The sequence below is a fragment of the Variovorax sp. J22G73 genome, assembly GCF_030317035.1.
In the GTDB taxonomy this organism is placed as follows: domain Bacteria; phylum Pseudomonadota; class Gammaproteobacteria; order Burkholderiales; family Burkholderiaceae_C; genus Variovorax.
This window is the reverse complement of the sequence record NZ_JASZYK010000004.1, coordinates 603698-621089: the sequence shown is the minus strand read 5'-3', so window position 1 is coordinate 621089 and position 17392 is coordinate 603698. Positions and strand designations below refer to the sequence as shown.

The 17392-nt window shown below is 69.7% G+C and carries 17 protein-coding genes and 1 riboswitch; of the genes, 8 read left to right on the top strand and 9 right to left on the bottom strand.

The window, feature by feature from the left end; all coding sequences use genetic code 11:
- Positions 1–10 precede the first annotated feature (10 nt).
- On the bottom strand, positions 11–1306 hold the full coding sequence (locus QTI51_RS19420) for an amidohydrolase family protein (RefSeq protein ID WP_286515994.1): 1296 nt from the start codon (positions 1304–1306) through the stop codon (positions 11–13).
- Complete coding sequence (locus QTI51_RS19415) at positions 1303–1890, bottom strand: NAD(P)H-dependent oxidoreductase (protein WP_116909602.1); 588 nt, start codon at positions 1888–1890, stop codon at positions 1303–1305. Before QTI51_RS19415 ends, QTI51_RS19420 begins: the two co-directional genes overlap by 4 nt.
- A 279-nt stretch (positions 1891–2169) precedes the next feature.
- On the opposite strand from QTI51_RS19415, the gene QTI51_RS19410 reads away from it, so the two are divergent.
- Complete coding sequence (locus QTI51_RS19410; protein WP_116909600.1) at positions 2170–2427, top strand: hypothetical protein; 258 nt, start codon at positions 2170–2172, stop codon at positions 2425–2427.
- Between the two features lie 109 nt (positions 2428–2536).
- Here the strand turns inward: QTI51_RS19410 and QTI51_RS19405 are convergent, their stop codons facing one another.
- The gene (locus QTI51_RS19405; RefSeq protein WP_116909599.1) at positions 2537–3169 is read right to left on the bottom strand and encodes a TetR family transcriptional regulator C-terminal domain-containing protein; all 633 of its coding nucleotides are present in this window, start codon (positions 3167–3169) and stop codon (positions 2537–2539) included.
- Positions 3170–3388: 219 nt separating this feature from the next.
- On the opposite strand from QTI51_RS19405, the gene QTI51_RS19400 reads away from it, so the two are divergent.
- Complete coding sequence (locus QTI51_RS19400; protein WP_116909598.1) at positions 3389–4459, top strand: asparaginase; 1071 nt, start codon at positions 3389–3391, stop codon at positions 4457–4459.
- A gap of 30 nt (positions 4460–4489) precedes the next feature.
- Here the strand turns inward: QTI51_RS19400 and QTI51_RS19395 are convergent, their stop codons facing one another.
- Genes QTI51_RS19395 through QTI51_RS19385 form a run of 3 tightly spaced genes read right to left on the bottom strand, consistent with a single transcriptional unit; the run spans position 4490 to position 7171 of the window.
- On the bottom strand, positions 4490–5344 hold the full coding sequence (locus QTI51_RS19395) for a phosphatase PAP2 family protein (protein WP_116909597.1): 855 nt from the start codon (positions 5342–5344) through the stop codon (positions 4490–4492).
- An 11-nt stretch (positions 5345–5355) separates the two neighbouring features.
- The gene (locus tag QTI51_RS19390; protein ID WP_116909596.1) at positions 5356–6177 is read right to left on the bottom strand and encodes a metallophosphoesterase family protein; all 822 of its coding nucleotides are present in this window, start codon (positions 6175–6177) and stop codon (positions 5356–5358) included.
- 7 nt (positions 6178–6184) lie between these two features.
- On the bottom strand, positions 6185–7171 hold the full coding sequence (locus QTI51_RS19385; protein ID WP_116909595.1) for a diacylglycerol/lipid kinase family protein: 987 nt from the start codon (positions 7169–7171) through the stop codon (positions 6185–6187).
- Positions 7172–7428: 257 nt separating this feature from the next.
- Here QTI51_RS19385 and glyQ point away from each other — a divergent pair, with 257 nt between their 5' ends.
- From glyQ to QTI51_RS19355, 6 genes are all read left to right on the top strand, one after another.
- Positions 7429–8337 carry a glycine--tRNA ligase subunit alpha gene (gene glyQ / locus QTI51_RS19380; protein WP_093130572.1) on the top strand — a complete coding sequence of 303 codons (909 nt, stop codon included), beginning with the start codon at positions 7429–7431 and terminating at the stop codon, positions 8335–8337.
- A 29-nt stretch (positions 8338–8366) separates the two neighbouring features.
- Positions 8367–8918, top strand: coding sequence for a metal-dependent hydrolase (locus tag QTI51_RS19375; protein ID WP_116909594.1), 552 nt, complete (start codon positions 8367–8369; stop codon positions 8916–8918).
- A gap of 95 nt (positions 8919–9013) precedes the next feature.
- The gene (gene glyS, locus QTI51_RS19370; protein ID WP_116909593.1) at positions 9014–11146 is read left to right on the top strand and encodes a glycine--tRNA ligase subunit beta; all 2133 of its coding nucleotides are present in this window, start codon (positions 9014–9016) and stop codon (positions 11144–11146) included.
- Between the two features lie 37 nt (positions 11147–11183).
- The gene (gene gmhB, locus QTI51_RS19365) at positions 11184–11762 is read left to right on the top strand and encodes a D-glycero-beta-D-manno-heptose 1,7-bisphosphate 7-phosphatase (RefSeq protein WP_116909592.1); all 579 of its coding nucleotides are present in this window, start codon (positions 11184–11186) and stop codon (positions 11760–11762) included.
- Positions 11762–12529, top strand: a complete 768-nt coding sequence (locus QTI51_RS19360) for a lysophospholipid acyltransferase family protein (RefSeq protein ID WP_116909591.1) — start codon at positions 11762–11764, stop codon at positions 12527–12529. Before gmhB ends, QTI51_RS19360 begins: the two co-directional genes overlap by 1 nt.
- Positions 12530–12546: 17 nt before the next feature.
- Positions 12547–13527, top strand: coding sequence for a M48 family metallopeptidase (locus tag QTI51_RS19355; protein WP_503011524.1), 981 nt, complete (start codon positions 12547–12549; stop codon positions 13525–13527).
- Positions 13528–13601: 74 nt separating this feature from the next.
- On the opposite strand, the gene thiC is transcribed toward QTI51_RS19355, so the two are convergent.
- From thiC to QTI51_RS19340, 3 genes are all read right to left on the bottom strand, one after another.
- A complete protein-coding gene (gene thiC / locus QTI51_RS19350) occupies positions 13602–15485 on the bottom strand; it encodes a phosphomethylpyrimidine synthase ThiC (protein WP_116909589.1) in 1884 nt (627 codons plus the stop codon).
- A gap of 92 nt (positions 15486–15577) precedes the next feature.
- Positions 15578–15683: riboswitch (TPP riboswitch) on the bottom strand.
- 26 nt (positions 15684–15709) lie between these two features.
- Positions 15710–16144 carry a YchJ family protein gene (locus QTI51_RS19345; protein ID WP_116909588.1) on the bottom strand — a complete coding sequence of 145 codons (435 nt, stop codon included), beginning with the start codon at positions 16142–16144 and terminating at the stop codon, positions 15710–15712.
- A 79-nt stretch (positions 16145–16223) separates the two neighbouring features.
- Complete coding sequence (locus tag QTI51_RS19340; protein WP_116909587.1) at positions 16224–17354, bottom strand: acyl-CoA dehydrogenase family protein; 1131 nt, start codon at positions 17352–17354, stop codon at positions 16224–16226.
- Positions 17355–17392: the final 38 nt, after the last annotated feature.

The window sequence follows — 17392 nt, the reverse complement described above, 5'->3', positions numbered from 1 at the left end:
TTGGGGTTCGTTACCGGGGGAGGAAGGGCGTGGCGTCGCCGCGCGTCACGCGGCCGTCGCGCAGCACCACGCGGTTCGCGGTGCGCGAGGGCCAGCCGTGGCGGTCGGCGTCGGTGAAGAGCACCAGGTCGGCGGGGGCGCCGACCAGCGTGGGCTGTGCAGGAGCGCGCTCGCGCCGCAGCCAGTCGCCGCGGCACAGCGCCTGCGACCAGGTGTCGAAGGGCTCGTCGAGCTGCGCCACCAGCGCGGCCGTGCCCAGCGCCTCGACCGGGTCGAAGCTGCCGAGCCGGCAGAAGGGGTCTTGCACGTTGTCGCTCGCGAACAGCAGCGGAATGCCGCGCTCGCGCGCTTCCTTCACCAGCGTGATGCCGCGCTGGCGCGGCGTGCGGCCGGTGACGGCGTCCTGCAGCAGCAGGTTGGTGGCGGGCAGCGACACCACGGTGATGGGCGCGCGCGCCACCGCGTCGAGCGTGGCGAAGGCCTGCGCCTCGGGCTGGGCCGACAGCGCGCAGATGTGGCCGCAGACCACGCGGCCTTCGTAGCCGATCTCGCGCAGGATGCGCGCCGTGGCCTGCAGGCCGACCGCCGCGGCGTTGAGCTCTTCGTCCACATGCAGGTCGATGTCCAGGTCGCAGGCCTGCGCCGACACCAGCAGGTTGCGCAGCGCGTTCTCGCTCCAGTTGGTGGAGTGCACGAAGCCGCCCAGCAGCGCGTGCGGGCCGGTGGCCTTCACCTGCCGGGCCAGGCGCAGGGCCTGCGCCGCGTCTTCGAACAGCGGCAGCTTGATGAGGCTCACCTGCTCCAGGCGCACCTTGCCGGCCCACTCCTGCGCCAGCTCGGCCATCACGGGCCAGGCCATGGGCAGCGACTCGGGCTCCCACCAGTCGACGTGCGTGCGCACGTGGGTGGTGCCGCATTCCCAGGCCCACTGCAGGCCGCGCGCGGCACGCTCGCGCACGTCGGCGGACGTCCAGTGCACGCGGTCGGCCAGCATTGCGTCGATGGCGCCGAGCAGACCGGGCTGCACCTGTTTCATGCGCGGCAGCGTGAAGGCCTTGTCGAGGTGCGTGTGGGCATCGACGAAGCCGGGCAGGGCGAGCGTGCCGGCCAGGTTCCATGCGGTGGCGGCGCTGCCTTCGGTGGCGGGGTTGCCGTTGGCATCGGCCACGGGGCGCACCGCCTGCACACGGCCGGCTTCGATGGCGATGCGCGCCAGCACCGGCACGCCGTCGTGCTGCGGCCAGTCGGTCGGCAGCAGCCAGCGCGGCAGCCGCACGTTGTCGAGCAGGGTCGGCGCGGTGCTCATGCGAAGCGCGCCATCGCGTTGCCGACCTTCGCCTTGAAGCGCTTCAGCTGGGGCTCGGTCGCCACGTTCATGTGGTAGTGGGCGTGGTAGTCCACCTTGGCGCCCTGGCCGGTGAGCCGCTTCATGTAGCGCGTGACGATCTTGCGCGGCGGGTCGCCCATGTACATCGCCACCCAGCGCGGCCGGCCGTAGGTGACCACGGCGCTGATGCGCTTGATGTGCGTGAGCATCGGCTTCACGTTGGCCGGGTCGCTGATGTCGAAGGCCACGCCCGGCATGAAGATCCGGTCGAAGTAGCCCTTGAGCATGGCCGGCAGGCCGAAGCACCAGGTCGGAAAGCAGAACACGATGCCCTCGGCCCATTGCAGGCGGTCGATATAGGGCTTCAGCGGGATCTGGTTGGCCGGCACCTCGTGGTAGCCCAGGCGTTCCTCGCGCGAGAGCACCGGGTTGAAGCCTTCGGCGTACAGGTCGCAGTCGTCCACCTCGTGCCCGGCGGCGCGCAGGTTCGCCAGCACCTCCTGGTGCAGGGCGGCATGGAAGCTGGTTTCGACCGGATGGCAGTAAATGACGAGCACGCGCATGGTGTTTGACCGCTTAATCAGAGCAAGTGGTCAGGTTATGCAAGCGACGTGCCAGAACGAGTGCACCGGGTTGGGGCGGGAGTTCCGGTTCAAGCGCCCCTTCAGTTCCGCCGGGGCTTGCCGATATCCGAGGGGCGGGCGCGGAGGGCGCGCGCTTTTCCTGCTTTTCTGATCGGCGACATGACGGAACCTAGGCTTCGATGGGCGAGTGGCGCGCGGTGTGCGGCGGCGCCTGTTGCCGGCGCACTGGCGCTGGCACTCGCAGGCGTCGGCACGCTCGTGCCGCTGCCGTCCCGGGCGGAGTCAGGCTATGGCAGCGGCAGCGCCTCGGCGCGCGTGCACATCACCGTGGTCGTGCCGCCGGTGTTCCGCGTGCTGCAGGTCACGCCGGTGGCCGACGGCTACGAGTACCGGGTGTGGACCAACATGAGGCTGGTCGCCATCGGCGGGCGCGAGTACCGCTTCGACCACGTCGGCGAAAACACGGTGCGCGTGCCCACGGCGCCTGGAGACACCTGGATCGTGCACGGGCTCTAGGCCGCGTCAGCCCTGTCAGCCCTGTCAGCCCTGTCAGCCCTGTCGGCCCTGTCGGCCCTGTCGGCCCTGTCGGCCATGAGGGCCATGAGGGCCCTGCAGCCCCGCGGCTTCAGGTCTTGATGCCGCACCCGTTCAGTACGAAGGCGACCAGCTCGCGCGCGATCGGCTCGCGGTCGATGGGCGCGTCCGGCGGCAGGCCGAGCATCACGCGCGTCTGGATGGCGTAGTCGGCGTAGCTCTGGGTCATGGCCCACACATGCATCAGCAGGATGCGCGCGTCCAGCGGGCGCATCTGCCCGCGCGCGATCCAGCCGTTGATGATGTCGACCTTCTTCTGCGTCCAGGCCCGCGCGTTGGGCCAGTAGCGGTCCAGGTTGCGCCCGCCGTCGAGGATTTCGCGCGTGAAGATGCGCGACATCTCGGGGCTGTCGATGGCGTGGTCCAGCTTCTTGCGGATGTAGTCGCCCAGCACCGTGGCGGGGTCGCTCGCGTCCTCGAACGAGAACACCACCTTCCACGCGTGCAGCACCTGCATCAGCAGCTCTTCGTAGAGCTCTTCCTTGCCCACGATGTAGTAGTGCAGCTGGGGCTTGGTCAGGCCGGCGCGCGCGGCGATGGCCTGGGTGGAAGTGCCCTTCAGGCCGTGCAGGCTGAACTCCGCGACCGCCGCGGTGCGGATCGCCGCCATGATGCGTTCGCGCCCCGGCCGCGCGCGCGACAGCGGCCCCTCGGGGGCGGGCATTTCCTGGGCGGGAGAGGCGGCGAGGGCTGCGGAATCTGCGGAGGGATCTGCTGAGGAATCGGCGTTCATGGCAAGGCGGGCTGCAGAGGGGCGCGGTCGATGGTAATCCTTCGCGCATGGCTGCATGCGATGCCGGCATGGACGCGCGGTGCATGCGGGCATGGTTCATGTATCTTCCTCGCCGCCTCGAAAGATTCCACTTCAACACAGGAGCTCTCCATGTACCTTTCTCCCCGTTTCAGGGCCCTCGCGGCCGGTGCCGCCCTGCTGGCGGCCAGCGCGCTCGCGCAGGCGCAGCAGGCGCTGCCCAACGTGGTGATCCTTGCCACCGGCGGCACCATCGCGGGCGCAGGCGCCTCGGCCGTCAACAGCGCCACCTACGCGGCGGCGAAGGTGGGCGTGGAGAAGCTCATCGCCGGCCTGCCGGAGCTTTCCAAGGTGGCCAACGTGCGCGGCGAGCAGGTGTTCCAGGTCGCATCGGAAAGCCTCACCAACGACAACCTGCTGACGCTGGCCAAGCGCGTGTCGGCGCTGTCGAAGCAGCCCGACGTGGACGGCATCGTCATCACTCACGGCACCGACACGCTCGAGGAAACCGCCTACTTCCTGACCCTCACCGTGCACACCGCCAAGCCCATCGTGGTGGTCGGCTCGATGCGCCCGGGCACCGCGCTGTCGGCCGACGGTGCGCTCAACCTGTACGACGCCGTGAACGTGGCGGGCAGCAAGGACGCCATGGGCAAGGGTGTGCTGGTGACGATGAACGACAACATCGACAGCGGCCGCGACGTGAGCAAGAACGTCAACATCAAGACCAGCGCCTTCTCCAGCCAGTGGGGCCCGCTGGGCATGGTGGTGGAGGGCCGGAACTACTGGTTCCGCGCGCCGGTGAAGCGCCACACCATGAACTCGGAGTTCAACATCGACAGCATCAACGCGCTGCCGCCGGTGGAGATCGCCATGGGCTACGAAGGCGTGTCCTCGGTTGCCATCGACGCCATTGCCAAGAGCGGCGTGAAGGCGCTGATCCACGGCGGCACGGGCAACGGCTCGGTGGCCGACCGCATCGTGCCCAACCTGCAGAAGGCGCGCGCCGACGGCGTGATCGTCATTCGCAGCTCGCGCGTGCCCGACGGCTTCGTGATCCGCAACGCCGAGCAGCCCGACGACAAGTACGACTGGGTGGTGGCGCACGACCTGCGCCCGCAGAAGGCGCGCATCCTGGCGATGGTCGCGCTGACCAAGACCAGCGACACCAAAGAACTGCAACGCATCTTCTGGGAGTATTGATCTCCCGGGCCTGGCCTGGCCTGGCCCGGCTCAGGCCAGCGCGCGCCGCAGCTTGCGGTGCCGCGCGTATTCCAGGCTGCCCACGCACACCAGCAGCCAGGCCAGGCCGGTCAGCAGGCCGGCGGCCACATCGCTCGCGAAATGCACCTGCAGGAAGATGCGGCTGCAGGCGATGGTGACGATGGCCCCGGCGGCGGCCATCGCGCCCGGCACATGCCAGCGCGGCGGCATGGTGCGCAGCACCAGGTACAGCAGCATCCCGTAGCTCACGATCGCGCCCGCGCTGTGGCCGCTGGGAAAGCTGTAGCTGGTCTCCAGCGCCAGCCCGTGGTCGTGCAGCGGCCGGGCCCGCGCGAAGATGTGCTTCAGCGCCGGGTTCAGCACCACGATGCCGCCCAGCGCCATCACCCAGCCCAGCGCCAGCCCGCGGTGCCGGTGCCACCACAGCACGGCCGCCACCAGCACGCACACCGGCGCCAGGAAAGCCGCGTCGCCCAGGTGCGTGACCCAGCTGAACACCACCAGCGCAGCCCACGGCAGGTGCGCGGCGATGGCGTCGGTGAGCGCATGGTCGGCCTGGCCGACCACGCGGCCGTCGGAAATGTTCGACGCGATCCACGCGAACAGGCTGGCCGCCAGCAGGATCAGCACGAAGCCCGACGCCAGCCCGAGCGCGATGCGCGGCTCGCTGGGCTCGTCGGTGTCCAGCGTGTTGAAGTGGCGCTTCTGCAGCACATGGCAGACCGCGCCGGCTCCCAGCATCGCGACCGCGAGCAGCGAAACGAACCAGGGCAGCGCATGCGCGCCGAGCTGCTGCGCGGTGAGAACCAGGGAAGGGAGGGGCGAAAGAGCGGGGAGAGAGGAGAGGGGGGCTTCCGTCGACATAGCGGCGCACCCTAAGGCTGCGTCGCTTCGCTGGCAAGAGAAAGCCCGAATACTTCGGCGCAGCCGAAGGCCTTGTCGCGCGCCACGTAGTCCCAGCGTTCCACCCGGCACGCGCGACGGCCTTCGACCATGTCCGGGCGCACCACGTTCACCGAGTTGGGGTGCCCCGCGCGCACCCGCCACGACGTGGCCGTGCCCGCCTGCACCGCCCATGCCGTGCGCGCGCAGCCCGCGAAGGCGTCGTGCAGCGGCCGCACGAAGGGCAGGTGGATGTGGCCGCCCAGCACCAGGTCGGCGCCCGCCGCCGTCCAGCGCGCCACGGCCTTCTCGCGGCCGTGCAGGCGGTTGCCCAGGTCCTGCGTGCGCGTGACCATCACCGGCTGGTGCGTCACCACCACGCGCACCTGCGACGGCAGCGCGGAAGCGAGCCGCTGCGCCACCCGCTCCACCTGCGCCGCCGAGACCGCGCCGTCTTCATGGCGGTACCAGCGCGTGGTGTTGACCGTGACCACCAGCCACTCGGGCGACTCGAACACCGGCTCCAGGTCGTCGCCGAAGGCCTGGCGGTAGCGCGCATAGGGCGCGAACACGCGCGCGGCCAACTGGTACAGCGGAATGTCGTGGTTGCCCGGCACGGCCAGCACCGGCGCGCCCAGCCGGTCGGCGAAGGCGCGCGCCGCCGCGAACTGCGCCACGGTGGCGCGCTGGGTGATGTCGCCTGAAAACACGACCAGCCCCGGCGCCAGCGCGTGCGACAGCCGCTCGAGCGCCTGCAGCACCTCGGGCTGCTCGGTGCCGAAGTGCGGGTCGGAAATCTGCAGGAGGCAAGTCATCGGCAGCTCATTCGCGGGCGGCTTCCAGCTCGGGCGCGGTCTGCGCGGGCCGCACCAGCCACAGCGGCTCGGGCGACACGCGAAACAGCAGCGGCATGTCGACCCAGCCGATCTCGCCGTCGGTCGCCACCTTCACGCGGCGCGGGCCCCGCGGGCCCACCGGACCGAGCGCCCGGCTGCCCTTGACGGTGAGCGACTCGAACGGAAAGCTCAGCACCTCGTCGGCATCGCCCAGCCGCCCCAGCGCGCCACGCACCAGCAGCCCTGGCATCGACAACGGCCCCACCGGCTTCAGCGCGATGGCGGCGAGCTGCCCCTGCTCCGGCGCGTCGGCCTCGGCGATGCCGACCTGGTGCAGCTGCAACGGGTTGTTGCCGACGAACAGCGTGGGCGTGCGAATGTCGCGCTCCTTGCCGCGCCAGGCCATGCGCAGGTTCCAGTGCCGGTGGCCGCGCAGCACCGTGAGCAGCCCGGCGCCGAAAGCGATCCAGCGGCTGCGGCCGAAGCGCGACTTGTAGCTCTCACGCTCTTCCAGCAGCTCGGCGTACAGGCCCATGCTGGCGTTGACCAGGAACACGCGGTCGTTTACCAGCCCGACCTGCACCGCCCGGGGCTGCTCGGTCAGCAGGATGTGCAGCGCCTGCGCCGTGTCGCGCGGAATGCCGTGGGTGCGGCTGAAATAGTTGAAGGTGCCCTGCGGCAGCACGCCGAAGGCGCAGCCGCTGCCCAGCGTGGCCTGCGCCACCGCGTTGATGGTGCCGTCGCCGCCCGCCGCCACCACCACGCCGCCGGCCGCGCGCGCCCGCTCGACCGCTTCGCGCGCCAGCGCCTGCACCCGGCCGGGGCCGTCGACCACGAAGATGCGCAGGCGCCGGCCGGCCGCGGCGCAGCCTTCTTCGATGACCCGGCGCGCCTCGGCCGCGTCTTCGCTGCCGGAGCCGGCGTTGAGCACGATGAAAAGGGGAGCGTCGGGTGTGGGCTCGGGCACGGGCATGTCCAGGGGTCCAGGGAAAAACGGAGGAGGGCGGGTGGAAAGCGGCGGAAAAAAGAGAGGGATGGCGCTCGCCGCGGTCTGTCGCAAGCGACGGGTTGGCAGTTGTCGCACCCGCCGCGCGCCCTCGCCAGCAGGCGACTTCCCGCGCCGCTGTGGGAGAGTTGCCCTCCGAACGTAAAATCGCCCGCTTTCGCGGCGTGTCGCCGCGCTACCCGTCCACGCTACCGTCCAATGTCCGGCCCCTGCCGGCCAGCTTCATGTTGACCTTCCAGCAAATCATTCTCAAACTGCAGTCGTACTGGGCCGACAAGGGCTGCGCGCTGCTGCAACCGTACGACATGGAAGTGGGCGCGGGCACCTCGCACACCGCCACCTTCCTGCGCGCCCTCGGCCCCGAGCCCTGGAAGGCCGCCTACGTGCAGCCCAGCCGCCGCCCCAAGGACGGCCGCTACGGCGAGAACCCCAACCGCCTGCAGCACTACTACCAGTACCAGGTCGTGCTCAAGCCCGCGCCCAGCAACATCCTGGAGCTCTACCTCGGCAGCCTCGAGGCCCTGGGCTTCGACCTGAAGAAGAACGACATCCGCTTCGTGGAAGACGACTGGGAGAACCCCACGCTCGGCGCCTGGGGCCTGGGCTGGGAGGTGTGGCTCAACGGCATGGAAGTGACGCAGTTCACCTACTTCCAGCAGGTCGGCGGCATCGACTGCAAGCCCATCACCGGCGAGATCACCTACGGCCTGGAGCGCCTGGCCATGTACCTGCAGGGCGTGGACAACGTCTACAACCTGACCTGGACCGATGGCCTGAGCTACGGCGACGTCTACAAGCAGAACGAGGTCGAGCAGTCGACCTACAACTTCGAGCACAGCGACGCCGAGTTCCTGTTCACCGCCTTCAACGCGCACGAAAAGCAGGCCAAGCACCTCATGACCGAGCAGCTCGCGCTGCCGGCCTACGAACAGGTGCTGAAGGCCGCGCACAGCTTCAACCTGCTGGACGCGCGCGGCGCCATCAGCGTGACCGAACGCGCCGCCTACATCGGGCGCATCCGCAACCTCGCGCGCAGCGTGGCGCAGAGCTACTACGAAAGCCGCGAGCGGCTGGGCTTCCCGATGGCGCCGCGCGAATGGGTCGCGCAGATGCCGCCGAAGAAGGCCGCGTGATCCACACCGCACCCGCTACGCCATAACCGATGCCCACCGTCTTCACCCACGTCGCCGTTCCCGTCTGCGCAGCCCTTGCGCTGGGCACGCGGCGCGTGCCGGTGCCGGCGCTGCTGGCGGGCATGGTCGCGGCCATCGCGCCCGACTTCGACGGCCTGGCCTTCAAGCTCGGCATCGCCTACGGCGGCATGGCGGGGCACCGCGGCTTCACGCACACGCTGCTGTTCGCGCTGCTGCTGGGCCTGGTTGGCTGGTGGCTCGCGCCGCGCTGGGGCATGCGCCGCGCGGTGGGCTGGGCGTGGATTTCGCTGTGCACCGTGTCGCATCCGCTGCTGGACATGCTGACCAACGGCGGCATCGGCATCGCCTTCTTCTGGCCGTTCAGCGACGTGCGCTACTTCAGCCCGTGGCGCCCCATCGAGGTGTCGCCGATCGCGCTGAAGAAGTTCTTCTCGCCGCGCGGCGCGGCGGTGCTGTTCAACGAGATGGTCACCGTGTGGGCGCCCTTGCTGGCGGCCGCGGTGCTGGTGCTCGTCGCGCGCCGCAATGTGGAGCGGCGCCACGGCGCCGTCGCCTCATGAATTCGACTTTTTCTTCTTTCCCCTCCACGGCGCCGCTTCGCTGCGCGCCCGTGACCGGTGCCGCTCGCGGCCCATTTCCAACAACGCTCTGAGCCATGTCGTCTGCCAGCCTTCTTGTCGAACTGTTTGTCGAGGAATTGCCACCCAAGGCGCTGAAGAAGCTCGGTGACGCCTTTGCCGGCGTCCTGCGCGACCAGCTCGTGGCGCAGGGCCTGGCCGAGCCGGGCGCCGTGCTCACCGCCTACGCCTCGCCGCGCCGCCTGGCCGCGCACCTCACCCACGTGGCCGAGCGCGCCGCCGACAAGGCCGTGTCGCAAAAGCTCATGCCCGTGGCCGTCGGCCTCGACGCGTCCGGCCAGCCCACGCCCGCGCTGCTCAAGCGCCTGGGCGCGCTGGGCGCCGACGCCTCGGCCGTGCCCGGCCTGAAGCGCGCGATGGACGGCAAGGCCGAGGCCCTGTTCTACGAAAGCACCGCCAAGGGCGCCACGCTGGCCGAGGGCCTGCAGAAGGCGCTGGCCGAAGCCATCGCCAAGCTGCCGATTCCCAAGGTCATGACCTACCAGCTCGAGGAAGGCAGCGAGCTGCCCGGTTGGAGCAGCGTGAGCTTCGTGCGCCCCGCGCACGGCCTGGTGGCGCTGCATGGAAGCACCGTGGTGCCCATCGAGGCGCTGGGCCTGAAGGCCGGGCGCGACACGCACGGCCACCGCTTCGAGGCGGCCGTCGACCCCGTGGTGCTGCGCGACGCCAACAGCTACGCGCTGCAACTGCAGGAAGAGGGCGCCGTCATCGCCAGCTTCGAGTCCCGCCGCGCAGAAATCGCACGCCAGCTGGCCGCCGCGGCGGTGAAGGTCGGCGGCGGCTCGGTGCCCATCCACGACGACGCGCTGCTCGACGAAGTCACCGCGCTGGTCGAGCGCCCCAACGTGCTGGTCTGCAGCTTCGAGCGCGAGTTCCTCGAGGTGCCGCAGGAATGCCTGATCCTCACGATGAAGGCCAACCAGAAGTACTTCCCGCTGCTCGACGCGCAGGCCAAGCTCACCCACCAGTTCCTGGTGGTCAGCAACATCAGCCCCGACGACGCCAGCGCGGTCATCGGCGGCAACGAGCGCGTGGTGCGCCCGCGCCTGGCCGACGCCAAGTTCTTCTTCGACCAGGACCGCAAGAAGAGCCTGGCCTCGCGCGTGGAGTCGTTGGGCAAGGTGGTCTATCACAACAAGCTGGGCACCCAGGGCGAGCGCGTGCAGCGCGTGATGCACATCGCGCGCGGCGTCGCCGAAAAGCTCGGCGATGCGAAGGTCGCCGCCCAGGCCACGCAAGCCGCCCAGCTGGCCAAGGCCGACCTCGTGACCGACATGGTCGGCGAGTTCCCCGAGCTGCAGGGCACCATGGGCCGCTACTACGCGCTGCACGACGGGCTCGACGCCGCGGTGGCCGACGCCATCGAAGACCACTACAAGCCGCGCTTCGCCGGCGACGAACTGCCGCGCAACACCGTGGGTGTGGTGGTGGCGCTGGCCGACAAGCTGGAAACGCTGGTCGGCATGTTCGGCATCGGCAACCTGCCCACCGGCGACCGCGACCCCTTCGCGCTGCGCCGCCATGCGCTGGGCGTGCTGCGCATGCTCATCGAGAAAGACCTTCCGCTGGGGCTCGACGCCCTGCTGCAGGACGCCGCCGCGCAGTTCGGCGGCATCGCCGGCTTCGACAGCGGCAAGGCCACCGTCGAGCTGCAGGACTTCGTGCTCGACCGTCTCGCCGGCAGCCTGCGCGAGCAGGGCGCCAGCGCACAGGAAGTCGACGCCGTGCTGGCCCCGCGCCCGCAGCGCCTGGGCGAAGTGCCCAAGCTGCTGGCGGCCGTGCGCGCCTTCGCTGCCTTGCCTGCCGCCGCCGCGCTGGCCGCGGCCAACAAGCGCATCGGCAACATCCTGAAGAAGGCCCCCGAAGCCGACGCGCACGTGAGCGAGCTGCTGCTGCAGGAGCCGGCCGAGAAGGCGCTGCACGCCGCCATGGCGCAGGTGGTACCCGCCGCCAACGCGCAGTTCGATGCCGGCGACTACACCGCCTCGCTGCAGACGCTGGCCGCGCTGCGCGAGCCGGTCGACGCCTTCTTCGACGGCGTGATGGTCAACGCCGAGCAGGCCGATCTGCGGCTGAACCGGCTGGGCCTGCTGATGTCGCTGCACGCCGCGATGAACCGCGTGGCGCAGCTCGAGCGGCTGGCGGCCTGACCCCCTTCACGACGCCTCCTCCAGGAGTGTCCCCGCCATGAAACTCGTCATCCTCGACCGCAACGGCACGATCAACGTGCACCGCGAAGACTTCGTGAAGAGCGACATCGAGTGGACGCCGCTGCCCGGCGCGCTCGAGGCCGTGGCGCGGCTCAACCATGCGGGCTGGCACGTGGTGATCGCGTCGAACCAGTCGGGCCTGGGCCGCGGGCTGTTCGACATGGCCTCGCTCAACGCCATGCACGCCAAGATGCACAAGATGCTCGCGGCCGTGGGCGGCAAGGTCGATGCGGTGTTCTATTGCCCGCACAGCCCCGACGAGGGCTGCGATTGCCGCAAGCCCAAGCCGGGCCTGTTCCTGCAGATCGGCGACCGCTACGGCATCGACCTGAAGGGCACGCCCACCTGCGGCGACAGCCTGCGCGACCTGCAGGCCGGCGCGGCCGCCGGCTGCGAGCCGCACCTGCTGCTCACGGGCATGGGCGCAGCCTGCCGCGGGGTCGATCCGCTGCCTTCCGAATACCCGGCGAACACGATGGTCCATGACGACCTTCCCGCCTTTGTCGATTTCCTGCTTGCGCGCGAAGCGCAGGCTGCACTGCAGGTGTCTATTTGATGGCGTTTTTTCGTTCCGTTCTCCACGCGCTGTGGATGCTCGTCACCGTGGTGCCCTGGGGCATCATCATGTGCGTCAGCTCGATCTGGAAGCGCGGCATTCCGCTGTACTGGATGGCCGAGCGCTGGCTCGGCTGGGCCATCGGCGGCGCGCGCGTGCTGCTGGGCATCAAGACCCGCGTGAGCGGCATGGAGAACCTGCCGACCGACGCGCTCGCCGGCGCGGTGCTGCTGGTGAAGCACCAGTCCACGCTCGAGACCTTCCTGATGCCCACGCTCATGCCGCACCCGCTGGCCTACGTGTTCAAGAAGGAGCTGATCTACGTGCCCTTCTTCGGCTGGGCGATGGCGCGGCTGGACATGATCCACATCGACCGCAGCCAGCGCGCGCAGGCTTTCAACAAGGTGGTCAACCAGGGCCGCAAGCTGTTGGCGCAGGGCATCTGGATCATCATGTTCCCCGAAGGCACGCGCATTCCGCGCGGGCAGAAGGGCACCTACAAGAGCGGCGGCACGCGCCTGGCGTGCGAGACCGGCGTGCCGGTGATTCCCATCGCCGTCACCTCGGCCAAGGTGTGGCCGCGCAAGGCCTTCATCAAGCGCCCGGGGGTGGTGGACGTGTCCATCGGCCCGGCCATTTCCAGCGTGGGCCGCAAGCCCGACGAGCTGATGCGCGAGGTCGAGGCCTGGATCGAGGCCGAGATGCGCCGCCTCGACCCCGAGGCCTACGCCGACAGCCCGCAGCCCGTGCAGGAAGCGGTGCACTGAAGACGAAAGAGCCCGACATGGGGGGACTGCTCCAGTTCACGATGGACCTCTTCGAGGGGCTGGGCAGCGAGTTCGCGCCACCCGCGCCTGCGCCCGCACCGGTACCTGCGCGGCCGCCGCGGGTGAAGAAGCCCCGGGCGGCGACGCCGCCGGGCTTGCCCCTGGCGCCGCCCGCACCCGTCGATCTGCCTGACCTGCACGCGCCACCCGCGGTTCCACTGTCCGACACGCTCGCGTTGGCCAGCTTCGTGCACCCGCAGGCCTCGCGCGAAGTGGTGCTCGGCGCCGCGCGCGTGGCCTACGAGTTCAAGCGCGGCAAGCGCAAGACCATCGGCTTCCTGGTCGGCGCCGAAGGGCTGTCGGTGCGGGCGCCGCGCTGGGTGGCGCTGCGCGATGTCGATGCGGCCATCCGCGAGAAGTCCGACTGGATCCTGCGCAAGCTCACCGAAACGCAGCAGCGCCATGCGCGCGTGGAGGCCACGCGCATCGAGTGGCGCGACGGCGCGCTGTTTCCGTTCATGGGTGAGACGGTGGTGATCCGGCTCGACCCGAAGCACGGCTTTGCCAGCGTTGGCGGCACGCTGGACGCGGCGCTGGGCGACGAACCGCGCGTGCTGCGCCTGGCGGTGGCGCAGAACGCACAGCCCTCGCAGATTCGCGACGCGGCGCAGGCCTGGCTCATGCGGCAGGCGCGGCGCCTGTTCATCGAGCGGCTGGACCATTTCGCGCCCCTGCTGGGCGTGCGCTGGGCGAAGCTGTCGTTGTCCAACGCGGCCACGCGCTGGGGCAGCGCGAGCGCGGACGGCTCGATCCGGCTGAACTGGCGGCTCATTCATTTCCGCCTGCCGGTGATCGACTACGTGGTGGCGCACGAGCTGGCGCACCTGCGGGTCATGGACCACTCGCACCGGTTCTGGGAAACGGTGGAAAGCGTGGTGCCCGACTACGGCGTGCTGCGCCAGCAGCTGAAAGACGAAGCGGTGCCGCGCTGGGCCTGAGCCCTTCGGGGTTCGCACGTTGAACCGCCTTCCGGCGCCGCGCGACGGCACCGCCGGAAGGCTGGCTCAGGCGGTCAGGAAACGGCGCGAATGGGGATGTACATCTCCCCGCCGCCCGCCATGAACTCCTTCGACTTTTCCTGCATGCCCTCGGCCATGGCCGCGCTTTCGGCCACGCCCTTCTTCGCTGCGTACTCGCGCACTTCCTGCGTGATCTTCATCGAGCAGAACTTGGGCCCGCACATCGAGCAGAAGTGCGCGACCTTGCTGGAGTCCTTCGGCAGCGTCTCGTCGTGGAACTCGCGCGCGGTGTCGGGGTCGAGGCCCAGGTTGAACTGGTCCTGCCAGCGGAACTCGAAGCGCGCCTTGCTCAGCGCGTCGTCGCGCGAGCGCGCACCCGGGTGGCCCTTGGCCACGTCGGCCGCGTGCGCGGCGATCTTGTACGCAATGATTCCCTGCTTCACGTCGTCGCGGTCGGGCAGGCCCAGGTGTTCCTTGGGCGTCACGTAGCACAGCATCGCGGTGCCGGCCCAGCCGATCATGGCCGCGCCGATGGCGCTGGCGATGTGGTCGTAGCCCGGCGCGATGTCGATGGTCAGCGGCCCCAGCGTGTAGAACGGCGCCTCGTGGCAGTGCTTGATCTGCTCGTCCATGTTGGCCTGGATCATGTGCAGCGGCACGTGGCCGGGGCCTTCGATCATGGTCTGCACGTCGTGCTTCCACGCGACCTGCGTGAGTTCGCCCAGCGTGCGCAGCTCGGCGAACTGCGCCTCGTCGTTGGCGTCCGCGCCCGAGCCCGGGCGCAGGCCGTCGCCCAGCGAAAAGCTCACGTCGTACGCTTTCATGATGTCGCAGATGTCCTCGAAGTGCTCGTACAGAAAGCTCTCCTTGTGGTGCGCGATGCACCACTTGGCCATGATCGAGCCGCCGCGCGACACGATGCCCGTCATGCGGTCGGCCGTGAGGTGAATGAACGGCAGCCGCACGCCGGCGTGGATGGTGAAGTAGTCGATGCCCTGCTCGGCCTGCTCGATCAGCGTGTCGCGAAAGATCTCCCACGTCAGGTCTTCGGCCACGCCGCCCACCTTTTCCAGCGCCTGGTAGATGGGCACGGTGCCGATGGGCACGGGCGAGTTGCGCACGATCCAGTCGCGCGTGGTGTGGATGTTCTTGCCGGTCGACAGGTCCATCACGTTGTCGGCGCCCCAGCGAATGGCCCACACGAGTTTTTCGACCTCTTCCTCGATGCTCGAGGTGACGGCGGAGTTGCCGATGTTGGCGTTGATCTTCACCTTGAAGTTGCGCCCGATGGCCATCGGCTCCACTTCCGGGTGGTTGATGTTGGCGGGAATGATGGCGCGGCCGCGGGCCACTTCGTCGCGCACGAACTCGGGCGTGATGATGCGCGGAATGGTGGCGCCCATCGGGTTGCCCCGCACGCGCGTGGCGCGCTCCTCGTTGGCGAGGTATTCGGCCATCCACTCGCGCTTGCCGTTCTCGCGCAGGGCCACGTACTCCATCTCGGGCGTGACGATGCCGCGGCGCGCGTAGTGCATCTGCGTGACGTTCGCGCCCGACTTCGCGCGGCGCGGCGTGCGCTGCAGCGCCGCGGCACCGGCGCGCAGCTCGGCCAGGCGTTGCGCATCGCGGTCTTCGTTCTTCGCGCCGTCGTCCAGCGCGTGGTGCGTGCGGCCCTGGTAGCTTTCGGTGTCGTCGCGCTCGGCGATCCACGCGGCGCGCACGTCGGGCAGGCCGCGGCGCACGTCGATCTCGACCTTGGGGTCGGTGTAGGGGCCCGAGGTGTCGTACAGCGACACGGTCTCGCCGTTGGTCAGCTGCACGTCGCGCACGGGCACCAGCAGGTCGGGCCGGCTGCCCGGAATCACGCACTTGTGCGACGCCGGAAAGGGCTCGCGCGTGAGCGAAAGCAGCGTGGTGAACTTGTCGGGGGCATTCATCGGGAGGCACTCCTTGTGGGGGAAAGGGTGCTCCGCAATCGCTCGATGGACTTCGGCAAGGCCCGTCACTGAAGGGGGAGTGACGGACCGAAGTCAGGGAGTGCAGCTCTTCTTACGCCGGTATGACCCGGATCAAGTTCGCGGGTCGGCAGCTTTGCCATCTCAGCACGCCACATGCGTGCACCCCGGAGCGGGGCCGATTGTGCGAGCCTCGGCCCGGCGCGTCAAGCCAGGGGCAGTTGCAGGTCGCCGTCGAGGTAATACCAGCGCTCGCCCTCGCGCACGAAGCGGCTGCGCTCGTGCAGCCGGGTGGCGGCGCCGGTGGCCGCGCTGCGCTGGCGGGCGACGAACTCGACCTCGGCGTGCTCTGCGTCGAGCACCGAGCGCGAGCGGATGTCCAGCCCCAGCCACTTGACGCCCGGCTCGAACTCGATGGCCGCCGGTCGCCGGGCCGGGTCCCAGGTGGCGAGCAGGTAGGCCTCACGCTCCAGCACGAAGGCCGTGTAGCGCGAGCGCATCAGCGACTCGGCGTCGGGCGCGGGGGTGTTGTCGAAGTCGTCGAGGTAACGGCCGCAGCACATTGCGTAGGCAATGGGCTTGTCGCGGCGGTCGGTGCGCCCGCAGGGGCAAGGTCCGGTGGTGGGATCGTTGGCGCTCATGAAGACCGCTATTGGAACACCTTGCGCACGAAGCGCCGAGAGGGCAAGCCCGGAGGCCGCCCGCCCGGCTTGCCCTGGCTCAAGCTAGCGCGCGCTGGATCAGCAGCTTCTGGATGTCCGAGGTGCCTTCGTAGATCTGGCACACGCGCACGTCGCGGTAGATGCGCTCCAGCGGAAAGTCGTTCACGTAGCCATAGCCGCCCAGCGTCTGGATGGCGGCGCTGCACACGCGCTCGGCCATCTCGCTGGCGAAGAGCTTGGCCATGGCGGCCTCCTTCAGGCAGGGCCGGCCGGCGTCGCGCAGGCTCGCGGCGTGCCAGATGAGCTGGCGCGCGGCCTCGATCTGCGTCGCGCACTCGGCCAGGCGAAAGCCCACCGCCTGCTGGTCGAAGATCGAACCGCCGAAGGCCTGGCGCTCCTTGGCGTAGGCCAGCGCCACGTCGAAGGCGCTGCGCGCCATGCCCACGCTCTGCGCGGCGATGCCGATGCGCCCGCCCTCGAGCGCGCCGAGCGCGATCTTGTAGCCCTCGCCCTCCGCGCCGATGAGGTTCTCGCGCGGAATGCGGCAGCCGTCGAAGTTGATCTGCGCGGTGTCGCTGCTGTGCTGGCCCAGCTTGTCTTCCAGGCGGGCCACGTTGTAGCCGGGTGCGTTGGTGGGCACGATGAACGCGCTCATGCCGCGCTTGCCCGCGCCCTTGTCGGTCACCGCGATCACGATGGCCACGTGGCCGTTCTTGCCGCTGGTGATGAATTGCTTCACGCCGTCGATCACGTAGCCGTCGCCGTCCTTGCGCGCCGTGGTGCGCAGGCTCGACGCGTCGCTGCCGGCCTGCGGCTCGGTGAGGCAGAAGGCGCCGAGCATCTGCCCCTGCGCCAGCGGCTCCAGCCACTGCTTCTTCTGCTGCGCGTTGCCGTAGCGCATGAGGATGGCGTTGACCGGGCAGTTGGTCACGCTGATCGCGGTGCTGGTGCCGCCGTCGCCGGCCGCGATTTCTTCCAGCACCAGCGCCAGCGTGAGGTAGTCGAGGCCGGCGCCGCCGTGCTCCTCGGGCACGCAGATGCCGTAGGCGCCCAGCGCGGCGAGGCCCTGGTGGGCCTCCTTGGGAAAGCTGTGTTCGCGGTCCCACGCGGGGGCGTGGGGCCAGAGCTCGGCTTGCGAAAAATCGCGCACCGCGTCGCGAATGGCTTCCTGGTCTGCGCTGAGCAGCATGGCGTTGTCTCCTGTCTTTTTTCGATGCGGGGCTTGCG